Genomic DNA, 25,159 nt, shown 5'->3' with positions numbered 1-25,159 from the left:
GGTGCGAAGGGGGTCACGCGAACATCTCCCGGACCGCGCGGATCCCGCGCACGAGCGCGTCCACGTCCTCGGAGGTGTTGTAGAGGCCGAACGACGCGCGCGCCGTCGCGGGGAGGCCGAGGCGGTGCATGAGCGGCTGGGCGCAGTGGTGCCCGGCGCGGACCGCCACTCCGTGCCGGTCGAGGACCGTGCCCACGTCGTGCGGGTGCACGTCGCCGACGAGGAACGAGATCGCCCCGGCGCGCACGCTCGGCGCGCCGACGAGGCGCACGTCCTGCTCCTGGGAGAGCGCCTCCACCGCGCGCGCGAGGAGGGCCGCCTCGTGGGCGGAGATCGCCTCGAGCCCGAGCGCGTCCACGTAGTCGATCGCGGCGGCGAGCCCGACCGCCCCCGAGATGTCGGGCGTCCCCGCCTCGAACTTGAAGGGCAGGGCGTTGTAGACGGTCTTCTCGAACGTGACGGAGAGGATCATGTCACCGCCGCCCTGCCACGGCGGCATCGCCTCGAGGTGCTCGCGCCGCCCCCACAGCACGCCGATGCCGGTGGGGCCGTACAGCTTGTGCCCGCTGAAGGCGTAGAAGTCCGCCCCGGAGGAGACGACGTCGAAGCCGAGGTGCGGCGCGCCCTGCGCCCCGTCCACGAACACCGGGATCCCCTTCGCGTGCGCCCGGGCGACGATCTCGGCGAGCGGAGTCACCGTCCCGAGCGCGTTCGACAGCTGGGTGACGGAGAGGAGCCGCGTGCGCGGCCCGAGCAGCGCCTCGAGCGCGTCGAGGTCGAGGTCGCCCGCGTCCGTGACGGGGACGACGCGCAGCCGCGCGCCCTTCTCCTGGCAGAGCATCTGCCAGGGGACGATGTTCGAGTGGTGCTCGAGCTCGGTGACGAGCACCTCGTCGCCCGCCCCCACCCGCGTCCGGCCGAACGTCTGCGCGACGAGGTTCACCGCCTCGGTCGTCCCGCGGACGAAGATCACCTCGCGCGGATCCGGCGCGCCGAGGAAGCGCGCCACCCTCGCGCGCGCGTCCTCGTGCAGGCGCGTCGCGCGCTCGGACAGCAGGTGCACCCCGCGGTGGACGTTCGCGTTGTCCTCCTCGTAGTAGCGGCTCACCGCGTCGATGACCGCCCGCGGCTTCTGCGTGGTCGCGGCGTTGTCGAGGTACACGAGCGGCCTGCCGTGGACGCGCTGCCGGAGGATGGGGAAGTCCTCGCGGACGCGCGCGGGGTCGAACGCGGACCCGGTCCGCCGCGTCGCGCCCGCCTCGATCCGCCGCTCGCCGATCGCGCCCATCATGCCGCCTCCAGGAGCCGGGCGCCGGCGGGGAGGCGCGCCGCGACGAGCTCGCGCGCGGCCTCCCGCAGCGCCGCCGCGCGCACGAGCTCCACCATCTCTCCCGCGAACGCGTAGATGAGCAGCCCGCGCGCCTCCGCGGCCGGCACGCCGCGCGAGCGCAGGTAGAAGAGCGCCGCCTCGTCGAGCTGGCCGACGGTGCCGCCGTGGCCGCACTTCACGTCGTCGGCGAAGATCTCCAGCTGCGGCTTCGTGTCGACGACGGCGTCGTCGGAGAGGAGCAGGTTCGAGTTCATCTGCCGGGCCACGGTCTTCTGCGCCCCGGGCAGCACGCGGATGCGCCCCGAGAAGACGCCGCGCGAGTGGCCGTCGAGGACGCCCTTGTACGTCTCGGCGGTCGAGCAGCGCGGGGCCACGTGCTCCACCCAGGAGAAGTTGTCCACGAGCCGCTCGCCGTCCGCCATGTAGAGGCCGTTCGCGGCCACGCTCGCCTGCTCGCCGACGAGCCGGGTCCGCAGCTCGCTGCGCGAGAGCCGGCCACCCAGCGACAGCGCGTGCGCCGTGAGGCTCGCCCTGGCCTGCTGCTCCGCGGCGACCACGCCCACGTGGAACGCCCGGCGCGACTCGTCCTGCAGCCTGAGGTGCTCCACCTCCGCGCCCTCGCCGAGGACGAGCTCCGTGACGGCGTTGGTGAGGTACACCCCCTCCGTCCCGAGGAAGACCTCCGCCACCGTGGCCCGGGCGCCCTCGCCCGCGACGACGAGCGTGCGGGGGCTGGCGAGCGCGGGGCGGTGGGAGGAGGCGAGGAAGACGAGCACCACCGGCGCGTCCAGCGCGGCGCCGGCGGCCAGGTGCACGAAGCCGCCGTCCGCCATGAGCGCGGCGTTCGCGGCGACGAACGCGTGATCGCCGGGCGGCGCGAGCCGTCCGAGGTGCGGCCGCACGAGCTCCGGCGCCTCCCGGAGCGCGCGCGAGAGCGGGCACACGACCACGCCTCCGGGCAGCGCTCCCACCCGGGAGAGCTCTGGGCGGAGCCGGCCGTCGAGGAAGACGAGGCGAGTGCCCTCCGCCCCCGGAGCGCGGTCGAGGAGCGCCGCCGCCGCGCCGCCATCGGCGTCGGCGACGTGCGCGCGCTCCAGGACGAGCGGCGCGAGCGGCGCGAGGCTGGTGAAGCGCCAGTCCTCGTCGCGGGAGGTCGGCAGGCCGCGGGCGCGGAAGCGCGCGAGCGCCTCCGCGCGGGCCTCGGAGAGCCACCCGGGCTCGCGCGGGTCCTTCGCGTACAGGTCGACGAGGCTCGACTCGAGGGGCGTCATCGCTCTCCTCACGCGCCCGCGGGCGCGGCCACCTCTGGCCGCATGCCGTCCACCCACGCGTACCCGGTCCGCTCGAGCTCGTCCGCGAGCTCGGGCCCGCCGGAGCGGACGATCCGCCCGTTGGCCATGACGTGCACGACGTCGGGACGGATGTACTCGAGGAGCCGCTTGTAGTGGGTGACGAGCAGGAGGGCGCGGTCGGGGGAGCGCACCGCGTTCACGCCGCGTGCGATCACCCTCAGGGCGTCGATGTCCAGGCCGGAGTCGATCTCGTCGAGGATGGCCAGGCGGGGCTCCAGCACCGTCATCTGGAAGATCTCGTTGCGCTTCTTCTCGCCGCCGGAGAAGCCCTCGTTCACGGAGCGGCTCCCGAACGCGGGGTCGAGCTCGACGAGCTTCATCCGCTCCTTGGCGAGCGCGAGGAAGTCCATCGCGTCGAGCTCCTCGTCCCCTCGCGCGCGGCGGATGGCGTTCAGCGCCGTGCGCAGGAAGTAGAGGTTCGCCACGCCGGGGATCTCCACCGGGTACTGGAAGCCCAGGAACACGCCGGCCGCGGCGCGCGCCTCGGGGGCGAGCGCGAGGAGGTCCTTGCCGGCATAGGTCGCGCTCCCGCCGGTGACCTCGAACGCCTCGCGCCCGGCGAGCACGCCCGCGAGCGTGGACTTGCCGGAGCCGTTCGGACCCATGATCGCGTGCACCTCGCCCGGGCGGACCTCGAGCTCCACGCCCTTCAGGATCTCGCCCACCGCGCCCGCCACCTTGGCGCGCAGCCCGACGACCCGCAGCAGCGGCGTTTCCTTGCCGTTCACGTGCCCGTTCCCTCCCATCGCTACCCCACGCTCCCCTCGAGCGACATCCCCAGGAGCTTCTGAGCTTCCACGGCGAACTCCATCGGCAGCTCCTTCAGGACCTGCTTCGCGAACCCGTTCACGATCATGGAGACCGCGTCCTCGTCCGGGATGCCCCGCTGCTTGCAGTAGAAGAGCTGGTCCTCGCTGATCTTCGAGGTGGTCGCCTCGTGCTCGACCTTGGCCGAGGGGTTCCGCACCTCGATGTACGGGAACGTGTGGGCGCCGCAGCGATCCCCGATGAGGAGCGAGTCGCACTGCGAGTAATTGCGGGCACCCTCCGCGCCCTTCATCATCTTCACGAGGCCGCGGTAGGTGTTCTGGCCGCGGCCGGCGCTGATGCCCTTCGAGATGATCGTCGAGCGCGTGTTCCGCCCCACGTGGATCATCTTGGTGCCCGTGTCCGCCTGCTGGCGGTGGTTGGTGAGGGCGACCGAGTAGAACTCGCCGACCGCGTCGTCGCCCTGGAGGATGCACGACGGGTACTTCCAGGTGATGGCCGACCCGGTCTCCACCTGCGTCCAGCTGATCTTCGCCTTGCGCATCGCCTTCCCGCGCTTGGTCACGAAGTTGTAGATGCCGCCCTTGCCCTCGGCGTCGCCGGGGTACCAGTTCTGGACCGTGGAGTACTTGATCTGCGCGCCGTCGAGCGCCACGAGCTCGACCACCGCGGCGTGCAGCTGGTTCTCGTCGCGCTGCGGGGCGGTGCAGCCTTCGAGGTACGAGACGTACGCGCCCTCGTCGGCGACGATCAGGGTCCGCTCGAACTGGCCGGTGTCCTTCGCGTTGATGCGGAAATAGGTCGAGAGCTCCATCGGGCAGCGGACGCCCTTCGGGACGTAGACGAACGAGCCGTCGGAGAAGACCGCGCTGTTCAGCGCCGCGAAGTAGTTGTCGCTGTACGGCACGACGGAGCCGAGCCACTTCTCGACGAGCGCCGGGTGCTCGCGCACCGCCTCCGAGAAGGAGCAGAAGATGACGCCCTGGTCGGCGAGCTTCTTCTTGTAGGTGGTCGCGACCGACACCGAGTCGAAGACCGCGTCCACCGCCACCCCGGCGAGCCGCTGCTGCTCCGCGAGCGGGATGCCGAGCTTCTCGAAGGCGCGCTTCAGCTCCGGGTCCACCTCGTCCATCGACGCGAGCGGCTTCTTCTGCTTCGGGGCGGAGTAGTAGACGATGTCCTGGTAGTCGATGGGCGGGTACGTGACGTTCGCCCACTTCGGCTCCTCCAGCGTGAGCCAGTGCCGGTACGCCTTGAGGCGCCACTCCAGCATGAACTGCGGCTCGTTCTTCTTCGCCGAGATGAGGCGGACGATGTCCTCGGACAGGCCGCGCGGGAGCTGGTCCGCCTCGATGTCCGTGACGAAGCCGTAGCGGTACTTCTGCTGGGTCAGCTCGTGGAGCTGCTGCGCGGTGGTCATGAGGCGTGAACTCCCAGGGTGACGGGCGCGGGCTCGGGCTCGGCCTCTGCCTCGGCCGCCGCGCGGTACGGGGCGATCGCCGAGAGGGGCAAGCCCTGCAGCGCCCCCTGGATCGCGCGGGTGACCGGGTCGAAGCTCGCCTTGGCCGGGCAGGTCGCCTCGATGCCGCAGGCCACCTTCGCCGGCGAGGTGCAGTCGGTGAGCGCGATGGGCCCCTCGAGCGCCTCCACGATCTCGGCGACCGAGATCAGCTCCGCCGGCCGGGCGAGCCCGTAGCCGCCGTGACGTCCGCGGTGCGAGACGACCAGCCCGGCCTTCGAGAGCTCCTTGCAGAGCTTCGAGACGGTGGGGAGCGGCACGCCCGAGCGCGCGGCGAGCTCCTGCGCGGCGAGCGTCCGGCCGCTGCGGGCGAGATGCGCGAGCAGCACGATCGCGTAGTCGGTGAGCTTCGACATCCTGATCATCCATGGCCTCCGGACCACCCGCACCATCATGGACCGAAACGGTCCACTTACGATGGATAAACGGCTGCGCGCCCGATTTCATGCCCTTCGGGCGAGCATCGGAAACCAGCTAGGAAATCGCCTGGTTATACGGTCGCGCGGAGCAGGGGGCCGTCGCCGGCCTCCCCGGCCAGGTCCACATAAAGGTGGTCGGCGACGAAGGTCAGCTCGAGGCGGGTGCGACGGTCCTCATGACGCGAGAGCCAGGCCAGGAGGGATGGGTCCACCGCCGCCAGCTCCGTCCGGCCGAGGCGCGCCAAGCGGCGCTCACGCGCCTCCGCGACGAAGGCCTCGAGGCGGCGCGGGGACTCGAACAGCACCGCGACACGGGCGCCGGCGTTCGCGTTCACGTCGCGCTCCACCCGCTGAGGCTCGGGCTTGCCCACCCGCAGGACCAGGGCGGCTCGCCCGTCGGGCCGCGCGGCGACCACGTCCGGCGCGTCCGGCTCGCACAGCCCGGGCCCGAACGCGATGCCCTCCTGCCACTGCCACCCGTAGGCGAGGACGCGCAGCCAGAGCCGCTCGACGGTCTCCGAGGGGTGGCGCGCCGTCTTGAGCGCGACGGACGCCTCGAGGCCGGAGTCGGCGTGGACGATCCGGAGATCGAAGTGGTGGAGCGTGGAGGGGAGCGCCATGGGCCTATCCGCCCTTCAGGATCCTCACGAGCGCCTCCCCGTACTCGTCGAGCTTGCGCGGACCGATGCCCTTCACCTCGAGCAGCTCGTCCCGCGACACGGGCCTGTGGAGCGCGAGCTCCGCGAGCGTCGCGTCCGCGAACACCACGTAGGCGGGGACGCCGCGGGCGCGGGCGATCTCGCCGCGCCAGGCGCGGAGCGCCTCGAAGAGCTCGAGGTCCACCTCGGCGTCCAGCGCGGGGCCGCCGCGCCCGCGGCCGTCCCCGCCGCGCCGGGCCCGCCCTCCGCCGCGCGAGGAGCGCGCCACCCGCACCGCGGGCGCGCTCGCGACGACGTCGTCGCCGGAGCAGCGATCGCAGGCGTCTCCGCACGGCGCCACCACCTCGCCGAAGTGCCCCACCACGCGCTCGTGGCGACAGCCGTCGCCGTCGGCGAGCCGGTACATCGCCCGCGTCTGGCGCAGCTGCGCCTCCGCGAGCTCCGGCTCGACGTCGCCGAGGAGCCGCTCCCAGCTCATGACGTCCGCCCAGGAGTAGAAGAGCACGCAGGTGCTGGGCTTCCCGTCGCGGCCGGCGCGGCCGATCTCCTGGTAGTACGACTCGATCGAGCGCGGCAGGTCGCGGTGGATGACGAAGCGGATGTCGGGCTTGTCGATGCCCATCCCGAAGGCGACGGTCGCGGCGACCACGTCGATCGCGCCGGACTGGAAGGCGTCCTGAACGCGCGCGCGGACGTCGGGCTCGAGCCCGGCGTGGTAGGCCTCCGCGCGGACGCCGTGCTCGCGCAGGAGGGCGGCGGTCTCCTCCACCGACTTCCGCGAGAGGGCGTAGACGATCCCGCTCTCGCCCTTGCGCGCGCGGACGAGCCGCACGAGCGCGTCGCGCGTGCGCAGGCCCTCGCCCTTCTTCACGGCGTGCAGGGACAGGTTCCGGCGGAGGAAGGAGCCGCGCACGACGAGCGGCCGCTCCATCCCGAGCTGCGCCGCGATGTCGTGCGTCACCTCGGGCGTCGCGGTGGCGGTGAGCGCGAGCACGCGCGCGCCGAACCGCTCCTTCAGCCCCGCCAGGTTGCGGTAGGCGGGGCGGAAGTCGTGCCCCCAGTGGCTGATGCAGTGCGCCTCGTCCACGGCGATGAGCGACAGCCGCACGCCCTCGAGCGCGCTGCCCACGGAGGCCTCGAGCCCCTCGGGCGCGGCGTAGAGCAGCTCGAGCTCGCCGCGGCGCAGCGCGCGCACCCGCTCCCGCCGCTCCTCCGGCGAGAGCGTCGAGTTGAGGAAGGCCGCGCGCAGCCCGACGCGCCCCATCGCGTCCACCTGGTCCTTCATCAGCGCGACGAGCGGCGACACGACGAGCGTGGTGCCGCCCAGGATCCGCGCCGGGATCTGGTAGGTGAGCGACTTGCCCGCGCCGGTCGGCATGACGCCGAGGCAGTCCCGCCCGGCGAGGACCGCCGTCACGATCTCCTCCTGGCCCGGACGGAAGGCCGCGTGCCCGAACACCTCCCGGAGCAGCTGGCGCGCCCCCGACGCGGTCGCGGGCGGAGGAGCGGGCGCCCGCCCGATCGCCTCCGCGAGCGCGCGCAGCCGCTCCACGGTCGGCGGGAGGAACAGCTCCGGCGCCTCGCGCCAGCGGGCGCGCAGCGCGTCGAGCCGGGCGCCGCAGCTCCGGTGGACGACGGCGTCCTCCGGCGGCGCCGCGTCGACTTCCGGCGAGCGCTCCTGGCGGGCCCGGAAGGCGTCCCAGGCGCCGGCGAGCTCCTCGACCTCGGCCTCGAGCGCGCGGCGGTCCGCAGCTGAGAAGAGGGTCTCGGGTGAGCGCGCCACGGGCGGCCGAATCTACACGGGGGAAGCCCGGAAGGAAAACGGGCGCGGCCCGCGAGGACCGCGCCCGTCGCTCTGGGTCCCGCTCGCCCGAGGGACGTCGGAGGGCGAGCGGCGCGTCGCTACTTCGAGAGCTTCGCGTCCTCGATGATCACCGGGTACGCGTAGCCGGCGCCGAAGTCCTTGTCGACCCGGACCGTGCCCTTCACGAGCACGACGTCGCCGACCGCGGCCTCGTCGCTCGTGGTGATGGTGATGTCGTTGTCCTTGCCCGCCGTGCCGGAGCCGTCGCGCAGGTGGAGCCAGTTCTTGCCCATGATGCCGGCGTTCCACTTCACGACCTTGCCGCGAACCGAGACGCTCTTCTCCTTGAGGGCGGCGCGCTGGGCCCACACCTCGGAGACCGTCCGCGCGTCGGAGCCGCTCGCCTTCGCGACCTTCACGTCGCCGACTTCCTTGGGGCCCGCCGCCGCCGCCGCGTGCGCGGCCGCCATGGACTCGGGGCCCTGGCCGGCGCCCATCGCGCCACCCATCGCGCCGCCGCCCATGCCGCCGCCCATGCCGCCGCCCATCGCGCCGCCCGCGGGCGCCGGCGCGGCCGCGCCGGCCTCGCCGCCGAGCGTGCCGAAGTAGACCACCTCGAACTTGCGGTTCAGCGTCTTGGACTCGAAGTCCTTCATCGGCATCGCGCCGGCGACCGTGACCTCCTTGCCCTTCTCGATCTCGGTCTTCGGCACGGCCGCCCAGGTCTCACCCTGCGCGGTCTGGATCTTCAGGTAGCTGTACGGCGGGGCATCGAGCCGCTCGAGGACCTTGCCCTGGATGGCGGCGGCCGCGGGAGCGGCACCCGGAGCAGCCCCCATCGGAGCCGGCGAGCCCTGCTGCGCCGTGTTCCCCTGCGGGAGGGCGGGCTCTTGCTTCTTGCATCCCGCCACGGCCAGCGCGACGAGCAGCACGACGGACAGACGACGCATCGAAAGACCTCCGTATCGCGAGTTGCGCGAGACCCCTATCTCCGAGGGGGTCGTAGCATAAACCCATGCCAGGACGAATTCGATCCCGGAATGTCACTGACGGCACGACATGTGAACGCCGCGCGCAGTCCTTGCGCGCCGGCGGAGGACGGCCCCGCCTGCCACTGCGTGACGACCGCACCCCGCGCGGCTCTCCTCCCCCGTTAGAGGCAGCGCAGGCTCGGCCACCCCTCACCCGCGCAGCTTGTACCCCGACCTCAGCATCGCGTAGGCGGCCGACAGCGCGGCGAGGGCCAGCACCGCGAGCAGCGCCACCCCGGCCACGGGCGGCGCGTCCGAGACGCCGAGCATCCCGAAGCGGACCCCGTCGACCATGTAGAAGACGGGGTTCACGTGCGTGAAGGCCCGCAGCGGCGCCGGCAGCATGCCGATCGAGTAGAAGACGCCGCCGAGGAAGGTGAGCGGCGTGATGAAGAAGGTGGGGAAGAAGTTCACCTGCTCGAACGAGCTCGCCCAGATCGCGGTCATGAGGCCGAGGGCGGCGAAGGCCACCGCCGCGAGGACGACGAGCACGAGCGCGAGCAGCGGGTGGGCGACCTCGAAGCCGCTGAACGCGCCGGCGACGGCCCACATCACCCCGCCCACGAGCAGCCCGCGGATCACGGCGGCGACGACGAAGCCGGCCAGGATCTCTCCGTACGAGAGGGGCGACACGAGCAGGTCCGTGATCGTCCCCTGGAGCTTCATCACGAACATCGAGGAGGCGGTGTTGAGGTAGGCGTTCGTGACGACGCCGAGCGTGACGAGGCCTGGCACGATGAAGCGCGCGTACGGCACGCCCTCGACCTCGCGGAGCCGGTCGCCGAGCGAGTAGCCGAACACCACGAAGTAGAGCGCGGTCGTGATCACCGGCGAGAGGAGCGTCTGCCCGGGGACGCGCAGGAACCGCCGCACCTCCTTCTGGAGGAGGGTCCACAGCCCGAGGGAGATCACGCCGTCGCCCCTCCGCTCTCTCGCGAGACGAGCCGCACGAACACGTCCTCGAGCGTCGTCCGCCGCGTCTCCACGTCGGCCACGGCGAGCCCCGCGTCGGCCACCGCCGCGAGGAGCGGCCCGAACGCGTCGCCCGCCGAGACCTCGAACGTCACCGTCGTCCCGCCCGGCGCGAGCCTCGCCCCGACGGCGGCGAGGGCGGCGGGCAGCGCCGCGAGCGGGCGCGCGAGCGAGAGCCGCAGCACCTTGGCGCCGTGGCGCGACAGGAGCGCGTCCTTGTCCTCCACCACGAGGAGGCGCCCGCGGTCGATGACGCCCACGCGATCGGCGAGCTCCTCGGCCTCCTCGAGGTAGTGGGTCGTGAGCACGATGGTGGTCCCCCGCTCGCGCAGGCGCCGCACGTAGCTCCAGAGCGCCCGGCGCAGCTCCACGTCCACGCCGGCGGTGGGCTCGTCGAGGAACAGCACCGCCGGCTCGTGCACCAGCGCCTTGCCGATGAGGAGCCGCCGCTTCATGCCGCCGGAGAGCGCGCGGCTGTTCGTCTCGCGCTTCGAGAGCAGGTCCAGGGCGGTCAGGATCTCGACGAGCCGCTCCTCGGTGAGGTCCACGCCGAAGTAGCCGGCCTGCATGCGGAGGGTCTCCTCGACGTTGAAGAACGGGTCGAAGTTGATCTCCTGCGGCACGAGCCCGATGGCCCGGCGGGTGCGGCGGTAGTCGCGCTGGACGTCGTGGCCCAGCACCCGGACCTCCCCCTCGCTGGCCCGGAGGAGGCCCGCGACGATGGAGATGAGCGTGGTCTTCCCGGCGCCGTTCGGGCCGAGCAGCGCGAAGATCTCCCCGGCGCGGATCTCGAGCGAGACGCGCTCGAGCGCGGTGAGGCTCCCGAACCGCTTTCCGACCTCCCGGATCTCGACCACCGGACGCATGGGCGCGGCGACTCTACCGCGCCGCACGCCCGCGCGCCCGTTCCGCGCGGGAGGCGCCGCGCCGGCGCCCCTAGCCCAGGCGCCGGTGGAAGCGGAGCGTCGCCGCCGCGACGATGGCCACCCCGATGACGAGCAGCACCAGGAGCTCGAGCCACAGGTCCGCGAGCCCCGCGCCCCGCAGCAGGATGCCGCGCATGATCTCGGCGTACCACCGGATGGGGTTCACGAGGGTGAGCGGGCGCAGCCAGCCGGGCATGGCGAGGATGGGCGTCATGAGCCCGGAGAGGAGCACCGCCGGGATGGTGAAGAGGAACCCGCCCAGGAACGCCTGCTGCTGGTTCGCGGACATGGTGGAGATGAGCAGGCCCGCCCCGAGGGTGGTGAGCAGGTACAGGATCGTGCCGAGGTAGAGCAGCCCGAGGCTGCCGCGGATGGGGACGGCGAAGATCCACGTCCCGACGCCGACCAGCAGCGTCACGACCACGAGGCCGATGACCACGAACGGCGCCATCTTCCCGACCAGCAGCAGGAGCGGCCGGATCGGCGTGACGAGCACCTGCTCGAGCGTGCCCATCTCGCGCTCGCGCGCGAGCCCCATCGCCGAGGTGAAGGTCGTCACGATGACGAGGAGCATGGCGGCGATGCCCGGCACCATGTACGGCGCGGTCTCGAGGCCCGGGTTGAACGCGACGCGCGGGACGGGCCGGAGCTGCGCGGGCGGGGTGGCCCCCGCCGTCGCGAGCTGCTCGCGGGCGAGCCGCTCGCCGAGCTCCGCGAAGAAGCGCGACACGGCGCCCGACGTGACGGTGGTGCGGTTCGGGTCGGTGCCGTCGAGCAGCACCTGCACCTCCTGGCCCCGCCGCGACAGCCGGTCCGCCTCCGCGCGCCGCTCGAACACCAGCGCCGCCGAGGCCCTCCCCTCGTCGATGGCCGCGCTCGCGGCGTCCGCCGAGCCCGCCTCGCCCACGGGCCGGAGCGTGCCGTCCGCGAGCAGGCGACGCGCGTCCTCGCGCGAGGTCGCGCTGCGATCGGGGTCCACCACCACGGTGGTCACCCGGTCCACCTCGTAGTCCACCGCGAACCCGAAGACCACCGTCTGGATGAGCGGCGCGACCACGAGCATGAACATGACGCGCCGGTCGCGCACCGTCTGCTGGACCTCCTTGCGGAACACCGCCGCGAGCTGCACGCGCGCGGAGGGACGGACGGGCGCGGTCACGCGAGCCTCCGCTGGAAGCGCGCCGTGGCGAGCGCGATCACCACCACCGCGAAGATCGAGAGCGCCAGCAGGTCCGGCCAGAGCACGTCGAGCGCGTTCCCCTTGAGCAGCACGCCGCGAAGGCCGTGGACGAGGTAGCGCGCGGGGATCACGCGCGAGACCTGCTGGAGCGGCAAGGGCATGTTCTCGATGGGGAAGATCATGCCGGAGAGCAGCAGCGAGGGGAGCAGGGAGGACATGACGCCCGCCTGCGTGGCGACGGTCTGGTTCTTCGCGAGCACCGAGACGAGCAGCCCCTGCCCGAGCATGCCGACGAGGAACACCAGCCCGAGCAGCGCGAGGGCGATCGCGCTCCCCCGCATCGGCAGGTCGAACGCGGTCATCCCGAACGCCACCACCAGCAGGAACTCGAGCAGCCCGAGGGCGAGGTAGGGCAGGAGCTTCCCCAGCACGATCTCGAGGCGCCCGATCGGCGACGCGAAGAGCTGCTCCATCGAGCCGCGCTCCCACTCGCCCGCGATGGTGAGGGCGGTGAGCAGCACCGCGGTGATGGCGAGCAGGTACGCCGCCAGCCCCGGCACCATGTAGAACGCGGAGCGGCCCTCGGGGTTGTACCGGGTCCAGACCTTCACCTGGACCGGCGGCCTCCTCGCCCCCACCTCGGCGCGGCCCAGCCGCTGCGACTCGGCGCGGACGAGCGCCTCCGCCTTGGCGAGGAGCTGGTTCGCGACGAGCGCGTCCGCCCCGTCCACGAGCAGCTGCACCGGCACCACCTCGCGCGCCAGCACCGCGCGCTCGTAGCCCTCCTCCACCACCAGCGCGGCCGAGGCTCGCCCCCGCCGGAACGCGCCGAGCGCGGCGGCGGGGTCGGCCAGCTCGCCGGCGGCGACGAGCTCGCGCGAGGCGGTCAGCGCGCGGACGAGCTCGCGCGAGGACGCGGTGCGGTCCTGGTCCACGACGGCGAGCGGGATCCGATCGATGTCGAAGGCGACCCCGTAGCCGAACAGGAACAGCAGCAGCACGGGCATCCCGAGCGACATGTAGAGCGTCCGCGGGTCGCGGAGGATGTGGCGCGCCTCCTTGGCGGCCATCGCGTAGACGCGCACGAGCGCCCGTGACATCCGTCCGTTCACGGCGCCTCCGCGCGCGACTCGCGCCCCACCACCGCCAGGAAGACGTCCTCGAGCGAGGGCTCCGCGCGCTCCACCACCACCTCGCGCCCGCCGCCCTCCGCGAGGAGCCGCGCCACCTCCCGCTCGTCGAGGCGCGCCGGATCGACGCGCAGGTGCAGCCCGGCGCCGAAGGGCTGCACGGAGCGGACGCCCTCGCGCCGCGCCAGCGCCGCCGCGGCGCCCGCGAGCCCGTGGCCGCGCGCGACCAGCAGGCGGTCGGGGACCCAGGTGCGCTTCAGGCCCGCCGGCGAGTCGAGCGCCACGAGCCGCCCGTCCACCATGAGCCCGATGCGTCGGCAGTACTCCGCCTCGTCGAGGTAGTGCGTCGTGACGAACACCGTCGTCCCTCCGTTGGACAGCTCGCGGATGAGGCGCCAGAAGGCGCGGCGGGCCAGCGGGTCCACGCCCGCGGTGGGCTCGTCGAGGAACACCACGCCCGGCCGGTGGAGGATGGCGCCGGCGAGGGCGAGCCGCTGGCGCATGCCGCCGGGGAGCGCGCCGGTGATGGTCCGGTCCTGCCCCGCGAGCCCGGTGAGCTCGAGCAGCTCCCCGGCCCGCCGCCGCAGCGGCTGGCCGGAGAGCCCGTAGGCCCCGCCGAAGAAGAGCAGGTTCTCCATGACCGGGAGGTCCAGGTAGAGGGAGAACCTCTGGGACATGTACCCGATGGCCGACTTCACCGCCTCGGGGTCGGCGGCGACGTCGTGCCCGACCACGCGGGCGGTGCCGCTCGTCGGCGCGAGCAGCCCGTTGAGCATGCGGATGGTGGTGGACTTCCCGGCGCCGTTCGCGCCGAGGTAGCCGAAGATCTCGCCGCGCTCCACCTCGAAGCTCACCGCGTCCACCGCGGTGAAGGAGCCGAAGCGGCGCGTGAGCTGTCGCGCCTCGATGACGGGGGCGCTCACGCCTCCTCCTCCCGGATGCGCGACAGGAACAGGTCCTCGAAGTCCGGCGCGACCGGCTCGAGCGCGGCCCCGAGCGGCGCGAGCGCCCGGGCCAGCTCCGGCGCCGCGCCGCGCGCCACGATGACGCGGAGCCGCTCGCCGGCGGGGGACGCGGCGCGCACCGCGGGTGTACGCCCGAGCTCGGCCTCCACCCGATCGCGGTCCCCGCCGCGGACCTCGAAGGCCTCGTCGCGGAAGCCGGCGATGAGCGCGGGCGGGGTCCCCTCGACCAGGAGGCGCCCGCGGTGCACGAGCGCCACCCGCCCGCAGCGCTCGGCCTCGTCCATGTACGGGGTGGAGACGAGCACCGTCATGCCTGCGTGCACGAACTCGTGCAGCAGCGCCCAGAGCTCCCGGCGCGAGACGGGGTCGACGCCGTTGGTCGGCTCGTCGAGGAGCAGCACCTCGGGCTCGTGCAGCAGGGCGCAGGCGAGGGCGAGCTTCTTGTACATGCCGCCGGAGAGGGCGTCGGCGCGGCGGTCCAGGAACGGACCGAGGCGGGTGATCTCGAGGAGCCGCGCGGCGCGGGCGCGGTACACCTCCCGCGGCAGCACGAACACGCGCGCGAAGAAGCGGAGGTTCTCGCCCACCGAGAGGTCGCGGTACAGGCTGAACTGCTGGGGCATGAGCCCGACGCGCTCGCGCACCGCCCGGTCGTCGGCGGCGAGCCCCAGCACCCGCGCGTCGCCGCCGTCGAGGCGGATGAGCCCGGCGAGCGCGCGGATGGCGGTGGTCTTGCCTGCGCCGTCCGGGCCGACGAGCCCGTAGAGCTCTCCCCGGCCGACCTCGAAGGTGAGCCCGTCGAGGGCCGTGACCGCGCCGAAGCGGCGCACGAGCCCGCGCGCGGCGAGCGCGGGCGGCGCGCCGGAGGGCGGGGCGCCCCCGCCGCGGTCGGGGTGCGGCTCCGTCACTGCCGCTTCCCCTCGTCGAGCGTCACCTGCACCGGCATCCCGGCGCGCAGCTTCCCGCCCCGGTTCTTCACGGTCACCTCCACCGGGTAGACGAGGCGGTCGCGATCGGTGCGGGTCTGGATGTTGCGCGGCGTGAACTCCGCCTCGAGCGCCACCGTGCGGATCGTCCCCTCGAACCGCTCCTCCGGGAACGCGTCCGCCACGATCACGGCCCTCGCGCCGGGCTTCACCGCGCCGACCTCCGCGTTCGGCAGGTAGAACGTGGCCGTGACCTCCGACAGATCGACGAGGCGCGCGAGGATGGCGCCCGGGGAGACCAGCTCTCCCGCCTCGTGCGGCAGCGTCGCGACCTCGGCGTCCCGCGGCGCGCGCACGTCGCACTCGCCCACCAGGATCTTCGCGCGCTCCACCGCCGCCTCGGCCGCGCGCATCTGCGCCGTCGCCGCCTCGGCCTGCGCGCTCGCCGACCGGATGCCGACGTCCGCGGCGCGCGCCTGCGCGGCGCTCGCGAGCGCCTGCGCCTTCGCCGCCGCGGTCTGGTGCTCCAGCCCGGAGGCGGACGCGCGCGTCTGATCGATGCTCGAGGCGGGGACGTCCTGCGGCAGCGCCTCGAGCCGCTTCGCCTGGCGCGCCGCCGCCTCGGCCTGCGCGCCGAGGGCGGCCGCCTGCGCCCGCGCGGCCTCCTCGGAGGCGCCCGCCGCGGTGCGCGCGCGCCGCGAGGCCTGGATCTGCGCGCCCGCCGCGATCGCCTGCGCGCGCGCGGCCTCGAGGCGCGCCGTCGCCTCGGCGAGCTGGGCGGCGGGATCGGCGCAGTCCAGCCGGACGAGCAGGTCGCCCGCCTTCACGGGGTCCCCCTCGCGGACGCGGATCTCGAGGATGCGCGCGCCCACCCGCGACGACAGGTCGACGTCGATCCCCTCGATCTCGCCGGAGCCGCCGGAGGGCGCAGCGAGCGCGCGCGCCTGCGTCCAGAGGCGCAGCGCGATGAGACCGCCGAGGACCACGGTGAGCACGACGAGGACGGCGACGACTCGGCGCATCGGTGACTCTCCTGGCCCCGCCGACGGGCGGGGACCGATCCGGAAGCGCAAACCCCGTGCCGCGCCCGCCGCCGAAGGGAGGCCGCGGAAGCGCGTGTTTCGGGGACCATGGCTCGCTCCACTGTAAGGAGATCCGACAGCCCTTTCGGAATGCCTGACAGGGCGCCCCCGCTCGCCAGCGCGGAAGTCCGCGCCGGCGCAGCGACCACGGGCGGGCATCGGGATTGCTCACGGATCCCGAGCCCGGCGAGCGCGCCGCGGGAGGGATGGATGATCGAGACGGTGCTGGCTCTGTGGATGGCGACTGCGGCGGGGACGACCCCGATCCCGGTCCCGACCTCGAAGGCTCATTACGAGCGGCCGAGTGAATCCGCTCGCCCTGACCCTTCGGCAGGCTCAGGGGAAGGGCGAGCGGTGCCGACCTCGACCGGATCTCTCGAGGCCGGTCATCCCGAGCCCTTCGACTCCGCGGCCTCCGGCCGCTACGCTCAGGACGGGCTGCGCGACGCACCGTCAGCGACGGAGCGGAGTCGAGGGACCCCGACCTCGACCGACGTCCCCACCCTCCCCCTCGCCGACGCGCTGGCCGAGCTCGACGCGCAGAACCTCTCCGTCGCCCAGGCGCGGGCGCGCGCGGACGAGGCGAGCGGGATCGTGCGGCAGGCCGCGTCGCCGCTCCTCCCCACCCTCTCGGCCGGCGCGAGCTACACGCGCAACAGCGACGAGGCGGCCGTCCAGCCCGGCCTCGTCCCGACGGAGCCCGGCGCGCCGCGGCCGGAGCGCATCGTGATGCAGCCGCTGGAGCAGTTCGTCGTCTCCGGCGCGGCGCGCGTCCCCCTCGTCGTCCCGAACGCCTGGTTCGAGCTGTCCGCCGCGCGCAGCGGCGCCCGCGCGGCGTCGCTCTCCGCCGAGGCCACGCGGCGCGAGGTGCGCGCCGGGTTCGCCCAGGCGGCGCACGGGACCGTGGCGGCCGACGAGGCGGTCGCGGCCTCGGAGCGCGCCGTCGAGAGCGCGGCCGAGCTCGCCCGGAGCGCCGAGCGGCGCGTGGCGGCGGGCACCGCGCCGCCGCTCGACGCGCTGCGCGCGCGGACCGAGCAGGTGCGCCGCGAGAGCGATCTCGTGCGCGCGCGCGCGGAGCTGGAGCGCGCCCGCCTCGCGCTCGGGATCCTCCTCGGGCGCGAGACCCCCGTGCGCGTCGCGGTGCCGGCCGGAGAGGTGGCGCCGCCCGCGGACGACGGGTCCCTCGTCGAGGCCGCGCTCGCGGCCCGGCCGGAGCTCGCCGCGCAGCGCGCGCAGGTGGACGCCGCCGGCGCGCAGGTGCGCGGGGCGTGGGCGCGGCTCGCGCCGCAGCTCTCGGCCGGCGCCTCGATCTTCGCCTCCGACGTCCCCTACCCCACGGGCGAGCAGGAGGGCTGGCGCGCCACCGTGGACCTCACCTGGCCGCTCTACGACGGCGGGCTCCGCTACGGGAAGCGCCGCCAGGCCGAGGCGCAGCGCGCCGGGGCCGAGGCGGCGGCGGAGGCGCAGCGGCTCGCCATCGTCCAGCAGGTCCGGGACGCCCTGCGCGACGTCTCCGTCGCCCGCGAGCGGCTCCGCCTGGCGGAGACCCAGGGCCGCCTCGCGGGAGACGCCGCCGCGTCCGCGCGCCGCAGCTACGAGGCGGGGGTCGCCTCCTTCCTCGACGTGATCGACGCGAACGATCGGCTGTACGCGGCCGACGTCCAGCTCGCCGACGCCCGCGCCCGCTCCGCCCAGGCGCGCATCTCACTCGACCGGGCCGCCGGGCGCGGACCCTGAGGTGCGAAGCATGCGGCGGCGCGCGCGCGGGCGTATCTTCTCGGGCCGGAACGAGGTCCCCTCCATGCCCCCGCCTCCCGGCCACCGCGAGATCCAGCACGAGGAGCTCTCGCGCCTCTTCGGGCGGATGACGGGCGTGCGGCTCGCGGCGCTGCCGCCCATCGGGGCGCTGGCGCTCTGGCTCGCCTGGATCGAGCCCGCCCCGTGGCGGCGCGTCGCGCTCGTCGTGGCGCTCGTGGGGATGTGCGCCTTCTTCGTCGGCGAGTGGATCGGCTTCCGGCGGCGAGGGTTCACGCCCGGTGCCGTTCCGCGCAACCTCATCATCGCGACGGTCTGGCAGATGGGGATCACCGCCGTCACGGGCGGCCTCGCGAGCCCGTTCCTCTACATCGCCGTGCCGCTCGGGATGATCGGCGGGGTGTTCCTGCCGTGGCGCGCGAGCCTGCTCCTCTCCACCGTGCAGGCGGCGGCGGTGTTCGGGCTCGCCGCGCTCGGCGCCTCCGGCGCGTTCGCGGAGCTGAACCTGCAGGTGTTCGGCGGCGGTCCCCGCATCGGGCCGCCCGCCTTCCTCTACACGCACGCGGCGATGCTCTCCCTGGTGTTCCTGTTCTCGAGCGGCGCCGGGCGCGCCACCCGGTGGTCGTTCGACCGGATGATCCGGCGCGCGCTGGCGGCGCAGCAGGCCTCGCTCGAGGCGCACGCGGAGCGCGCCGAGGAGCTCACCGCGCTCTCCGCCGAGATCGCGCACGAGCTCAAGAATCCGCTGGCGAGCGTGAAGGGGCTCGCGGGGCTGCTCGCGCCGGGGCTCCCCGAGGGGAAGGCCGTCGAGCGGCTGCAGGTGCTCCGCCGCGAGGTCGACCGGATGCAGGCGATCCTGGACGAGTTCCTGAACTTCTCCCGCCCGCTCGTGCCGCTCGCGCTCGGGGACGCGGAGCTCGGCGGGCTGTGCGCGGAGGTCGCGGCGCTGCACGAGGGGATGGCGCGCGAGCGCGACGTCGCCATCGTGGTCCGGGCGGAAGGGGTGTCCGCCCGCTGCGATCCGCGCAAGGTGAAGCAGATCCTCATCAACCTCGTGCAGAACGCGCTCGACGCGAGCCCCGCCCGCGCCCAGGTCGAGGTCGAGGCGTCCCTCGATCCCGGCGGCGGCGCCCGGGTGCGCGTGCTCGACCGCGGCCGCGGCGTCGATCCGTCGCTCGCCGACGCGCTCTTCTCGCCCGGGGCCACCACCAAGCCGCGCGGCTCCGGCCTCGGCCTCACCATCGCGCGCGCCCTGGCGCGGCAGCACGGCGGCGAGCTCGTGCTGGCGCCGCGGCCGGGCGGCGGCACCGCTGCCGAGCTCGTCCTGCCCGCGCGTCCGGAGGACGCCGGCGGGGGGCGCGCGGCATGAGCCCGCTCGCGCGCGTCCTCGTCGTCGACGACGACCCCGGCGTCCGCTACACGCTGCGCGAGATCCTCGAGAGCGAGGGGCTGGCGGTGGACGAGGCGGCGGACGGCGCCGCCGCGCTGGCGCGCCTCGCGGCCTCGCCCGCCGAGCTCGTCGTGACGGACCTGCGGATGCCGGGCGTCGACGGCATGGAGCTCCTGCGCCGCCTCGTGGGGCGCCCCGGCGCGCCGCGGGTCGTGCTCGTCACGGCGCACGGCTCTGAGCGGCAGGCGGTCGAGGCGATGAAGGCCGGGGCCTACGACTACTTCAAGAAGCCCTTCGAGACCGACGAGCTGCTCGCGGTGGTGCGCCGCGCGCTCGAGGCGGTCCGGCTCGCCCACGACAACGAGCGGCTCCAGAGCGAGCTGGTGCTGTCCCGCTCGATGGTGTTCGCCTCCGAGGCGATGCGCCGGCTCGCCGTCCTGGTCGCGCGCGTGGCGCCGCGCGACGTGACGGTGCTCGTCACCGGCGAGAGCGGCACGGGCAAGGAGCGCGTGGCGGAGGCGATCGTGCGGGCCTCGCGGCGCGCGGACCGCCCGTTCGTGCGCTTCAACTGCGCCGCGCTCACGCCGGAGCTCGCCGAGGCGGAGCTCTTCGGGCACGCGAAGGGCGCCTTCACCGGCGCGGTGCGCGCGCGGCCCGGGCTGTTCGGCGAGGCCGACGGCGGCACGCTCCTGCTCGACGAGGTCGGGGAGCTCGCGCCCTCGGCGCAGGGAAAGCTCCTGCGGGTCTTGCAGGAGGGCGAGGTCCGGCCGGTCGGCGAGGAGCGCGTCCGGCACGTGGACGTGCGCGTGATCGCCGCCACGCACCGCGATCTCCCGGAGCTGGTGCGGGCGGGGAGGTTCCGCGAGGATCTCTACTACCGGCTCGACGTCGTCCAGCTGCGCGTCCCGCCGCTGCGGGAGCGCCCAGAGGACATCCCGGTCCTCGCGCGCCACTTCCTCCAGCGCTTCGCGGAGCGGTTCGGGCTCGCCTCCCTCAGCGTGCCCGACGCGCTCATGGATCGCCTGGCCGCGCACGCGTGGCCCGGCAACGTGCGCGAGCTCGAGAACGCGGTCGAGGGGCTCGTGGCGCTCTCCCCGCCGGAGGGGCTCGACCTCTCCCTGCTGCCGGGCGGCGCCGCGACGGGCGAGCGCGTCGAGGCGGGCGCGCCGCCGTCGCTGAAGCAGCGCGTCGAGGCGTTCGAGCGCGGTCTCGTCGTGGAGGCGCTCCGCGCGGCGGGAGGGAACCGCAGCGAGGCGGCCCGCCGGCTCGGCGTCTCGCGGGTCACGCTCCACGACAAGCTTCGCAAGTACGGGCTCGGCGGGGGAGACGAGGAGGCGGGCGGGCGCTGAGGTCCAGGGCGCCCGGCCGCGCCTCCGGCCGCCGGCGACCTTACACCTTGGGTGCTGGGCGTGGGCCTCGCGGGGCGGCCCCGTCTTGCCTCCCCGCGCAGGCGATCCGGAAGCACGCGGGCGCCCCATCGTTCGAGCGATGGTCGCGCTCGCGCTCGTCCTCCGGCTCGCCGTCGCGAGCCCCGTCCTCGCCCCGCAGCCGCTCGATCCAGGCCCGTTCCAGGGTCGGGAGCTCGCCGCCGCCGGGCTCGGCGTCCTCGCGGGCGACGCGGCCGTGCTCGGGATCGGGTACGCGACGCTCCAGCTGTTCGCGAGCGACGCCTTCGAGCCGAGCGCCGGAAACTTCCGCACCGCCGCCTTCGTGCTCGCCGGCGCCGCGCTCGTCCTGCCGCCGCTCGGGGCGACGCTGGCGGCGCGGCTCGCGCGCGTGAACCCCGCCGCGGGCGGCTTCTGGAAGGCCTTCCTCCTGTCGAGCCTCGGCCACGCCGCGGCGCTCGGCGTCGGCTACCTCGCCGCGCCACGCTTCTGGCTGGTGCTCCCGGTGCAGCTCGCCGGCGTCACCATCGGCAGCACGGTGGGGCTCCACTGGGGTCCGCGGGGCCGACCCGCCCTCCGGCAGGATCCGGGTGGCCGGGCCGCTCCCGCGGCGCGCCCCAGGCCCGCGGCGGACGCGCCGCTCGCCCTCGCGCAGCCGCTCTACGCGATGTGCCCGGACCGCTGACGGAGGTGCGCGACGCGCCCCGCGCGCGTGCGCGACCCACCCCTCGCCGGGCGTCCGCCGTGCAGGCGGCTCGGGCCCTTCTGCGTTACATTCCGCCCGCCCCGACACCCGGAGGAGCCCATGGCGAACGGCATGTTCCGCATCCCCGATCCGCACAACGAGCCGGTCCTCTCCTACGCGCCCGGGACGCCCGAGCGCGGCGCCCTGAAGGCGCAGCTCGCCGAGCTGGGCGGGCGCGAGCTCGAGATCCCGCTCGTCATCGGCGGGCGCGAGGTGCGCACCGGCCGGATCGCGGAGGCGCGCGTCCCTCATCGCCGCGGACAGCGCCTCGCGCGCTGGCACCAGGCGGGGCCGGCCGAGGTGCAGGCGGCGATCGAGGCGGCGATGCAGGCGCGCAAGGCCTGGGCGGCGATGGAGCCGCACGACCGCGCCGCCATCTTCCTGAAGGCGGCGGACCTGCTCGCTGGCCCGTGGCGGCAGGTGCTGAACGCCGCCACGATGCTCGGGCAGTCGAAGACGCCGCACCAGGCCGAGATCGACTCCGCGTGCGAGATCGTCGACTTCTGGCGCTGGAACCCCCACTTCATGGAGCGGATCCTCGCCGACCAGCCGCGCTCGGCGCCGGGGCAGTGGAACCGCCTCGAGTACCGGCCGCTCGAGGGGTTCGTCTTCGCGGTCACGCCCTTCAACTTCACCTCCATCGCGGCGAACCTGCCCACGGCGCCCGCGCTCATGGGGAACACCGTGGTCTGGAAGCCGGCCTCCTCGGCGGTCTACTCCGGCTGGCACGTCCTGAAGCTCCTCGAGGCGGCCGGCCTCCCGCCCGGCGTCATCAACTTCGTCCCGGGCTCCGGCCGCGCCGTCGGCGATCCCGCCATCGCCAGCCCGGACCTCGCCGGCCTCCACTTCACCGGCTCGACCGGCGTCTTCCACGGCATGTGGCGCGCGATCGCCGAGAACCTCGAGCGCTACCGCGGCTACCCGCGCATCGTCGGCGAGACGGGCGGCAAGGACTTCGTGTTCGTGCACCCCTCGGCGGACGTGGACGCCGCCGCCGTGGCGCTCGTCCGCGGGGCCTTCGAGTACCAGGGCCAGAAGTGCTCCGCCGCGTCGCGCGCGTACGTCCCCGAGAGCCTCTGGCCGCAGCTGCGCGAGCGGCTCCTCGGCATGACCGCCGAGATCAGGATGGGCGAGGTGGAGGACTTCACGACGTTCATGGGCGCCGTCATCGACCAGCCCGCGTTCGACCGGATCAAGAAGTACATCGACATCGCCCGCGCCTCCTCGCAGGCGAAGCTCCTCTTCGGCGGCCGCTGCGACGACTCGAAGGGCCTCTTCATCGAGCCGACGGTCATCGAGACGGTGAACCCGCGCTTCCAGCTCATGGAGGAGGAGATCTTCGGCCCGGTGCTGACGATCTACGTCTACGCCGACATCCGCCTCGACGAGGCGCTCGAGCTGTGCGGCTCGACGTCCCCGTACGCCCTCACCGGCGCGGTGTTCGCGCGCGACCGCGAGGCGGTCGCGGACATGACCCGCCGGCTCGTGGACGCGGCGGGCAACTTCTACGTGAACGACAAGCCCACCGGCGCGGTGGTCGGGCAGCAGCCCTTCGGCGGCGCGCGCGCGTCCGGCACGAACGACAAGGCGGGCTCCCTGGCGAACCTGATGCGCTGGACCTCGCTGCGGACGCTCAAGGAGACCTTCGACCCGCCCACCCGCTTCGAGTACCCGTACATGCGGGAGAAGTGAGCGGGGGCGCGGGCGCGATGAGGCCCCCGATGCCCTGGAGCGTCCGGCTCGCGGCGGTGGCGGTCTCGCTCGTCGTCGCGCTCCTCGGCGTCGGGGTGATCCTGGTCGTGCGCGGCCCGGAGCGGCCCTGGGCGCAGGCCGCCCAGCTCGGGCTGTACGCCGCCCTGTTCGGCCTGCTCCTCGCCGGCATCCTGACGCGGCGGCGCATCGCCTGGCTGTGGGGCCGGTTCCTCGGCTTCTTCGTGTTCGCCGTGGCGCTCGCCGGGGTCCTGTCGAACGCCTCCCGGCTGCGCGGCGTCGAGGTCGCCGCGCTCGTGCTCGGCTTCGCGGGTCCGATGCTCGCCGTGAGCCTCGCCTTCGGCCGCCGCAGCGCCAAGGAGTGGTTCGGGCTCGTGTGCCCGAGCTGCGGCGCGGCGTCGAGCCGCGGCGATCTCCTGCTGCGCAAGGTGCGCTGCCCGGGCTGCGGGGAGACCTTCTAGCCGCCTCCCGAGACGAGACGTACCGTCTTGACTCCGCGCCGGGGAGGGCGCATGGTCCTTCGCGAGACGCGCCGTCTCGCGACGCCCGCGAGCGAGCGAGCGCTCCCGGGAGCCCACATGGCGAGACCCTCTCCCCCCCGCGTCTGGTTCGTCACGGGCGCCGCCCGCGGGCTCGGCCGCGCCTTCGCGGCCGCCGCGCTCGAGGCCGGCGACGCCGTCGTCGCCACCGCCCGCCGCGCCGAGGCGCTCGCCGACCTCGCCGGTCCACACGCGGAGCGCGCCCTCGTGCTCCCCCTGGACGTGACCGACCGCGCGGCGGTCTTCGCGGCCGTCGCGCGCGCGGTCCAGGCGTTCGGACACCTCGACGTCGTGGTGAACAACGCCGGGTACGGGCTGGTCGGCGCGACCGAGGAGATCGGCGAGGCGGAGGCCCGAGCGCAGCTCGACACCAACCTCTTCGGCGCGCTGTGGGTCACGCAGGCGGTCCTCCCGCACCTGCGCGGACGAGGCTCCGGACACATCGTCCAGATCTCGAGCGTGGGCGGCGTCGGCTCGATGGCGACGTTCGGCCTCTACAACGCGGGCAAGTGGGCGCTGGAGGGGTTCAGCGAGGCCCTCGCCGCCGAGGTGGCCCCGTTCGGCATCCGCGTCACGATCGCGGAGCTCGGCGGGTTCGCGACGGACTGGGCGTGGGCGAGCATGCGCTTCGCCACCCCGGCGCCCGCGTACGATCCGCTGCGCGCCTCGCTGTTCGGGAGCCCCAGGGTGCCGTGGGACATGAGCCAGCAGGCGGCAGACACCTCCGCGGATCCCGCCAGCGCGGCGCGGGCGCTGCTCGCGCACGTGGATCGCGCGGACGGCCCGCTGCGCCTGCTCATCGGGGAGGACGCGCCGGGGCACGTCCGCGCGGCGCTCGAGCGCCGGCGGGACGATTACCGGCGGGACGAGCGGTTCGAGTGGCCCGCCTGAGGCCGGCCGGGAGCCGCCGCGCTCCGGGCCCGGGCCTCGAGCCTCCGGCGTCCCTCCCCCCGCTTCCTTCGGCTGGCAGGCGGAGGCGTCCTCAGGCCCGCCAGCGCGAGGTCCACCACCCTGTCCGCGTGCGCCTGGGAGAGCGGCGCGTAGCGCAGCAGCCAGCGGTAGTAGAGAGGCGCGAAGAGCAGCTCCACCCCGACCTCGAGATCGACGCCGGCCGCGAGCTGTCCCGACCTCTGGGCGCTCCTCAGCCGCTCCTGCGTGGCCTGGAGGGAGGGCCGCAGCATCGCCTCTACGAACTGCCTCCCCACCTCCGGGTCCGCCTGCGATTCCACCGTCAGCGCGCGCGCCGCGACCTCGTAGCGAGGGTCCTCGAGCTCGGCGACGATGGCTCGCGTCACCGTCTTCAGATCGGCCTCGAGGTCGCCCGAGTCGGGGAGCGCGGCCCCGGGCTCGCCTCCCGTCAGCGCCAGGAACGCGTCCAGGACGACCGCGCCCTTGGAGGGCCACCACCGGTAGATGGTCTGCTTCCCGACGCCCGCCCGAGCCGCCACCGCCTCGATGGTCAGCTTCGCGTAGCCGAGCTCGCCGACGAGCTCCGCGGCGGCCGCGAGGATGGCCTGCCGCGACCGTTCGCTGCGGCGGCTGGGGTCTGGGCTGCGGACGTCGGCCATGACA

The 25,159-nt window shown here is 74.4% G+C and carries 23 protein-coding genes; 7 read left to right on the top strand and 16 right to left on the bottom strand.

All coding sequences use genetic code 11. The annotated features are described in order from the left end of the window. Nucleotides 1–13 precede the first annotated feature (13 nt). From ANAE109_RS04630 to ANAE109_RS04560, 15 genes are all read right to left on the bottom strand, one after another. Complete coding sequence (locus ANAE109_RS04630) at nt 14–1,291, bottom strand: cysteine desulfurase (protein ID WP_011985221.1); 1,278 nt, start codon at nt 1,289–1,291, stop codon at nt 14–16. Then, entirely contained in the window at nt 1,288–2,601 is a 1,314-nt protein-coding gene (gene sufD, locus ANAE109_RS04625; protein WP_011985220.1) for a Fe-S cluster assembly protein SufD, read from the bottom strand. Before sufD ends, ANAE109_RS04630 begins: the two co-directional genes overlap by 4 nt. An 8-nt stretch (nt 2,602–2,609) precedes the next feature. Continuing rightward, entirely contained in the window at nt 2,610–3,428 is an 819-nt protein-coding gene (sufC, locus tag ANAE109_RS04620) for a Fe-S cluster assembly ATPase SufC (RefSeq protein WP_011985219.1), read from the bottom strand. Nucleotides 3,429–3,430: 2 nt separating this feature from the next. Further along, complete coding sequence (sufB, locus tag ANAE109_RS04615) at nt 3,431–4,870, bottom strand: Fe-S cluster assembly protein SufB (RefSeq protein ID WP_011985218.1); 1,440 nt, start codon at nt 4,868–4,870, stop codon at nt 3,431–3,433. Beyond that, nucleotides 4,867–5,325, bottom strand: coding sequence for an Rrf2 family transcriptional regulator (locus tag ANAE109_RS04610; RefSeq protein WP_234945241.1), 459 nt, complete (start codon nt 5,323–5,325; stop codon nt 4,867–4,869). Before ANAE109_RS04610 ends, sufB begins: the two co-directional genes overlap by 4 nt. Before the next feature lie 134 nt (nt 5,326–5,459). Then, a complete protein-coding gene (locus tag ANAE109_RS04605; protein ID WP_011985216.1) occupies nt 5,460–6,008 on the bottom strand; it encodes a YaeQ family protein in 549 nt (182 codons plus the stop codon). A 4-nt stretch (nt 6,009–6,012) separates the two neighbouring features. Further along, entirely contained in the window at nt 6,013–7,830 is a 1,818-nt protein-coding gene (locus ANAE109_RS04600) for an ATP-dependent DNA helicase RecQ (RefSeq protein WP_011985215.1), read from the bottom strand. Between the two features lie 119 nt (nt 7,831–7,949). After that, entirely contained in the window at nt 7,950–8,801 is an 852-nt protein-coding gene (locus ANAE109_RS04595) for a hypothetical protein (RefSeq protein ID WP_011985214.1), read from the bottom strand. A 231-nt stretch (nt 8,802–9,032) separates the two neighbouring features. Then, on the bottom strand, nt 9,033–9,794 hold the full coding sequence (locus ANAE109_RS04590; protein WP_011985213.1) for an ABC transporter permease: 762 nt from the start codon (nt 9,792–9,794) through the stop codon (nt 9,033–9,035). Continuing rightward, complete coding sequence (locus ANAE109_RS04585; protein WP_011985212.1) at nt 9,791–10,720, bottom strand: ABC transporter ATP-binding protein; 930 nt, start codon at nt 10,718–10,720, stop codon at nt 9,791–9,793. Before ANAE109_RS04585 ends, ANAE109_RS04590 begins: the two co-directional genes overlap by 4 nt. Before the next feature lie 70 nt (nt 10,721–10,790). Further along, a complete protein-coding gene (locus tag ANAE109_RS04580) occupies nt 10,791–11,939 on the bottom strand; it encodes an ABC transporter permease (protein WP_011985211.1) in 1,149 nt (382 codons plus the stop codon). Continuing rightward, nucleotides 11,936–13,060: an ABC transporter permease gene (locus tag ANAE109_RS04575; RefSeq protein WP_041448839.1), complete on the bottom strand. Its 1,125-nt coding sequence runs from the start codon at nt 13,058–13,060 to the stop codon at nt 11,936–11,938. The genes ANAE109_RS04580 and ANAE109_RS04575 overlap by 4 nt, the downstream gene beginning before the upstream one ends. A gap of 8 nt (nt 13,061–13,068) precedes the next feature. Beyond that, entirely contained in the window at nt 13,069–14,013 is a 945-nt protein-coding gene (locus ANAE109_RS04570) for an ABC transporter ATP-binding protein (RefSeq protein ID WP_011985209.1), read from the bottom strand. Further along, on the bottom strand, nt 14,010–14,963 hold the full coding sequence (locus tag ANAE109_RS04565) for an ABC transporter ATP-binding protein (protein WP_011985208.1): 954 nt from the start codon (nt 14,961–14,963) through the stop codon (nt 14,010–14,012). Before ANAE109_RS04565 ends, ANAE109_RS04570 begins: the two co-directional genes overlap by 4 nt. Next, nucleotides 14,960–16,003, bottom strand: coding sequence for an HlyD family secretion protein (locus ANAE109_RS04560; RefSeq protein WP_011985207.1), 1,044 nt, complete (start codon nt 16,001–16,003; stop codon nt 14,960–14,962). The genes ANAE109_RS04565 and ANAE109_RS04560 overlap by 4 nt, the downstream gene beginning before the upstream one ends. 414 nt (nt 16,004–16,417) lie before the next feature. Here ANAE109_RS04560 and ANAE109_RS04555 point away from each other — a divergent pair, with 414 nt between their 5' ends. The 7 genes from ANAE109_RS04555 to ANAE109_RS04525 all read left to right on the top strand — a co-directional run bounded on the left by ANAE109_RS04555 (nt 16,418) and on the right by ANAE109_RS04525 (nt 24,478). Next, nucleotides 16,418–17,800 carry a TolC family protein gene (locus ANAE109_RS04555; RefSeq protein WP_234945240.1) on the top strand — a complete coding sequence of 461 codons (1,383 nt, stop codon included), beginning with the start codon at nt 16,418–16,420 and terminating at the stop codon, nt 17,798–17,800. A 64-nt stretch (nt 17,801–17,864) separates the two neighbouring features. Then, nucleotides 17,865–19,187, top strand: a complete 1,323-nt coding sequence (locus ANAE109_RS04550; RefSeq protein WP_041448836.1) for a PAS domain-containing sensor histidine kinase — start codon at nt 17,865–17,867, stop codon at nt 19,185–19,187. Next, nucleotides 19,184–20,557 (top strand): sigma-54 dependent transcriptional regulator, encoded by a 1,374-nt coding sequence (locus tag ANAE109_RS04545; protein WP_011985204.1) that lies wholly within the window; start codon nt 19,184–19,186, stop codon nt 20,555–20,557. Before ANAE109_RS04550 ends, ANAE109_RS04545 begins: the two co-directional genes overlap by 4 nt. A gap of 139 nt (nt 20,558–20,696) precedes the next feature. Further along, on the top strand, nt 20,697–21,278 hold the full coding sequence (locus tag ANAE109_RS04540; protein WP_143827896.1) for a hypothetical protein: 582 nt from the start codon (nt 20,697–20,699) through the stop codon (nt 21,276–21,278). 120 nt (nt 21,279–21,398) lie between these two features. Further along, nucleotides 21,399–23,030 carry an L-glutamate gamma-semialdehyde dehydrogenase gene (gene pruA, locus ANAE109_RS04535; RefSeq protein ID WP_011985202.1) on the top strand — a complete coding sequence of 544 codons (1,632 nt, stop codon included), beginning with the start codon at nt 21,399–21,401 and terminating at the stop codon, nt 23,028–23,030. 29 nt (nt 23,031–23,059) lie between these two features. Beyond that, on the top strand, nt 23,060–23,509 hold the full coding sequence (locus ANAE109_RS04530) for a hypothetical protein (RefSeq protein ID WP_041448123.1): 450 nt from the start codon (nt 23,060–23,062) through the stop codon (nt 23,507–23,509). A 117-nt stretch (nt 23,510–23,626) separates the two neighbouring features. Continuing rightward, complete coding sequence (locus tag ANAE109_RS04525; RefSeq protein ID WP_041448835.1) at nt 23,627–24,478, top strand: SDR family NAD(P)-dependent oxidoreductase; 852 nt, start codon at nt 23,627–23,629, stop codon at nt 24,476–24,478. Here ANAE109_RS04525 and ANAE109_RS04520 read toward each other — a convergent pair. After that, entirely contained in the window at nt 24,442–25,155 is a 714-nt protein-coding gene (locus ANAE109_RS04520) for a TetR/AcrR family transcriptional regulator (protein ID WP_011985199.1), read from the bottom strand. The genes ANAE109_RS04525 and ANAE109_RS04520 overlap by 37 nt on opposite strands. Nucleotides 25,156–25,159: the final 4 nt, after the last annotated feature.

The sequence above is a fragment of the Anaeromyxobacter sp. Fw109-5 genome (assembly GCF_000017505.1).
Taxonomy (GTDB): domain Bacteria; phylum Myxococcota; class Myxococcia; order Myxococcales; family Anaeromyxobacteraceae; genus Anaeromyxobacter.
Note: the sequence above shows the minus strand (reverse complement) of the source record. Positions and strands in the feature narration are given on the sequence as shown.

Coding starts and splice junctions, on each gene's coding strand:
- ANAE109_RS04525 (WP_041448835.1), top strand. CDS start 23,627: ATGGCGAGACCCTCTCCCCCCCGCGTCTGGTTCGTCACGGGCGCCGCC.
- ANAE109_RS04610 (WP_234945241.1), bottom strand. CDS start 5,325: ATGTCGAAGCTCACCGACTACGCGATCGTGCTGCTCGCGCATCTCGCC.
- ANAE109_RS04575 (WP_041448839.1), bottom strand. CDS start 13,060: ATGTCACGGGCGCTCGTGCGCGTCTACGCGATGGCCGCCAAGGAGGCG.
- ANAE109_RS04520 (WP_011985199.1), bottom strand. CDS start 25,155: ATGGCCGACGTCCGCAGCCCAGACCCCAGCCGCCGCAGCGAACGGTCG.
- ANAE109_RS04585 (WP_011985212.1), bottom strand. CDS start 10,720: ATGCGTCCGGTGGTCGAGATCCGGGAGGTCGGAAAGCGGTTCGGGAGC.
- ANAE109_RS04595 (WP_011985214.1), bottom strand. CDS start 8,801: ATGCGTCGTCTGTCCGTCGTGCTGCTCGTCGCGCTGGCCGTGGCGGGA.
- sufB (WP_011985218.1), bottom strand. CDS start 4,870: ATGACCACCGCGCAGCAGCTCCACGAGCTGACCCAGCAGAAGTACCGC.
- pruA (WP_011985202.1), top strand. CDS start 21,399: ATGGCGAACGGCATGTTCCGCATCCCCGATCCGCACAACGAGCCGGTC.
- ANAE109_RS04540 (WP_143827896.1), top strand. CDS start 20,697: ATGGTCGCGCTCGCGCTCGTCCTCCGGCTCGCCGTCGCGAGCCCCGTC.
- ANAE109_RS04605 (WP_011985216.1), bottom strand. CDS start 6,008: ATGGCGCTCCCCTCCACGCTCCACCACTTCGATCTCCGGATCGTCCAC.
- sufC (WP_011985219.1), bottom strand. CDS start 3,428: ATGGGAGGGAACGGGCACGTGAACGGCAAGGAAACGCCGCTGCTGCGG.
- sufD (WP_011985220.1), bottom strand. CDS start 2,601: ATGACGCCCCTCGAGTCGAGCCTCGTCGACCTGTACGCGAAGGACCCG.
- ANAE109_RS04550 (WP_041448836.1), top strand. CDS start 17,865: ATGCCCCCGCCTCCCGGCCACCGCGAGATCCAGCACGAGGAGCTCTCG.
- ANAE109_RS04560 (WP_011985207.1), bottom strand. CDS start 16,003: ATGCGCCGAGTCGTCGCCGTCCTCGTCGTGCTCACCGTGGTCCTCGGC.
- ANAE109_RS04545 (WP_011985204.1), top strand. CDS start 19,184: ATGAGCCCGCTCGCGCGCGTCCTCGTCGTCGACGACGACCCCGGCGTC.
- ANAE109_RS04530 (WP_041448123.1), top strand. CDS start 23,060: ATGCCCTGGAGCGTCCGGCTCGCGGCGGTGGCGGTCTCGCTCGTCGTC.
- ANAE109_RS04630 (WP_011985221.1), bottom strand. CDS start 1,291: ATGATGGGCGCGATCGGCGAGCGGCGGATCGAGGCGGGCGCGACGCGG.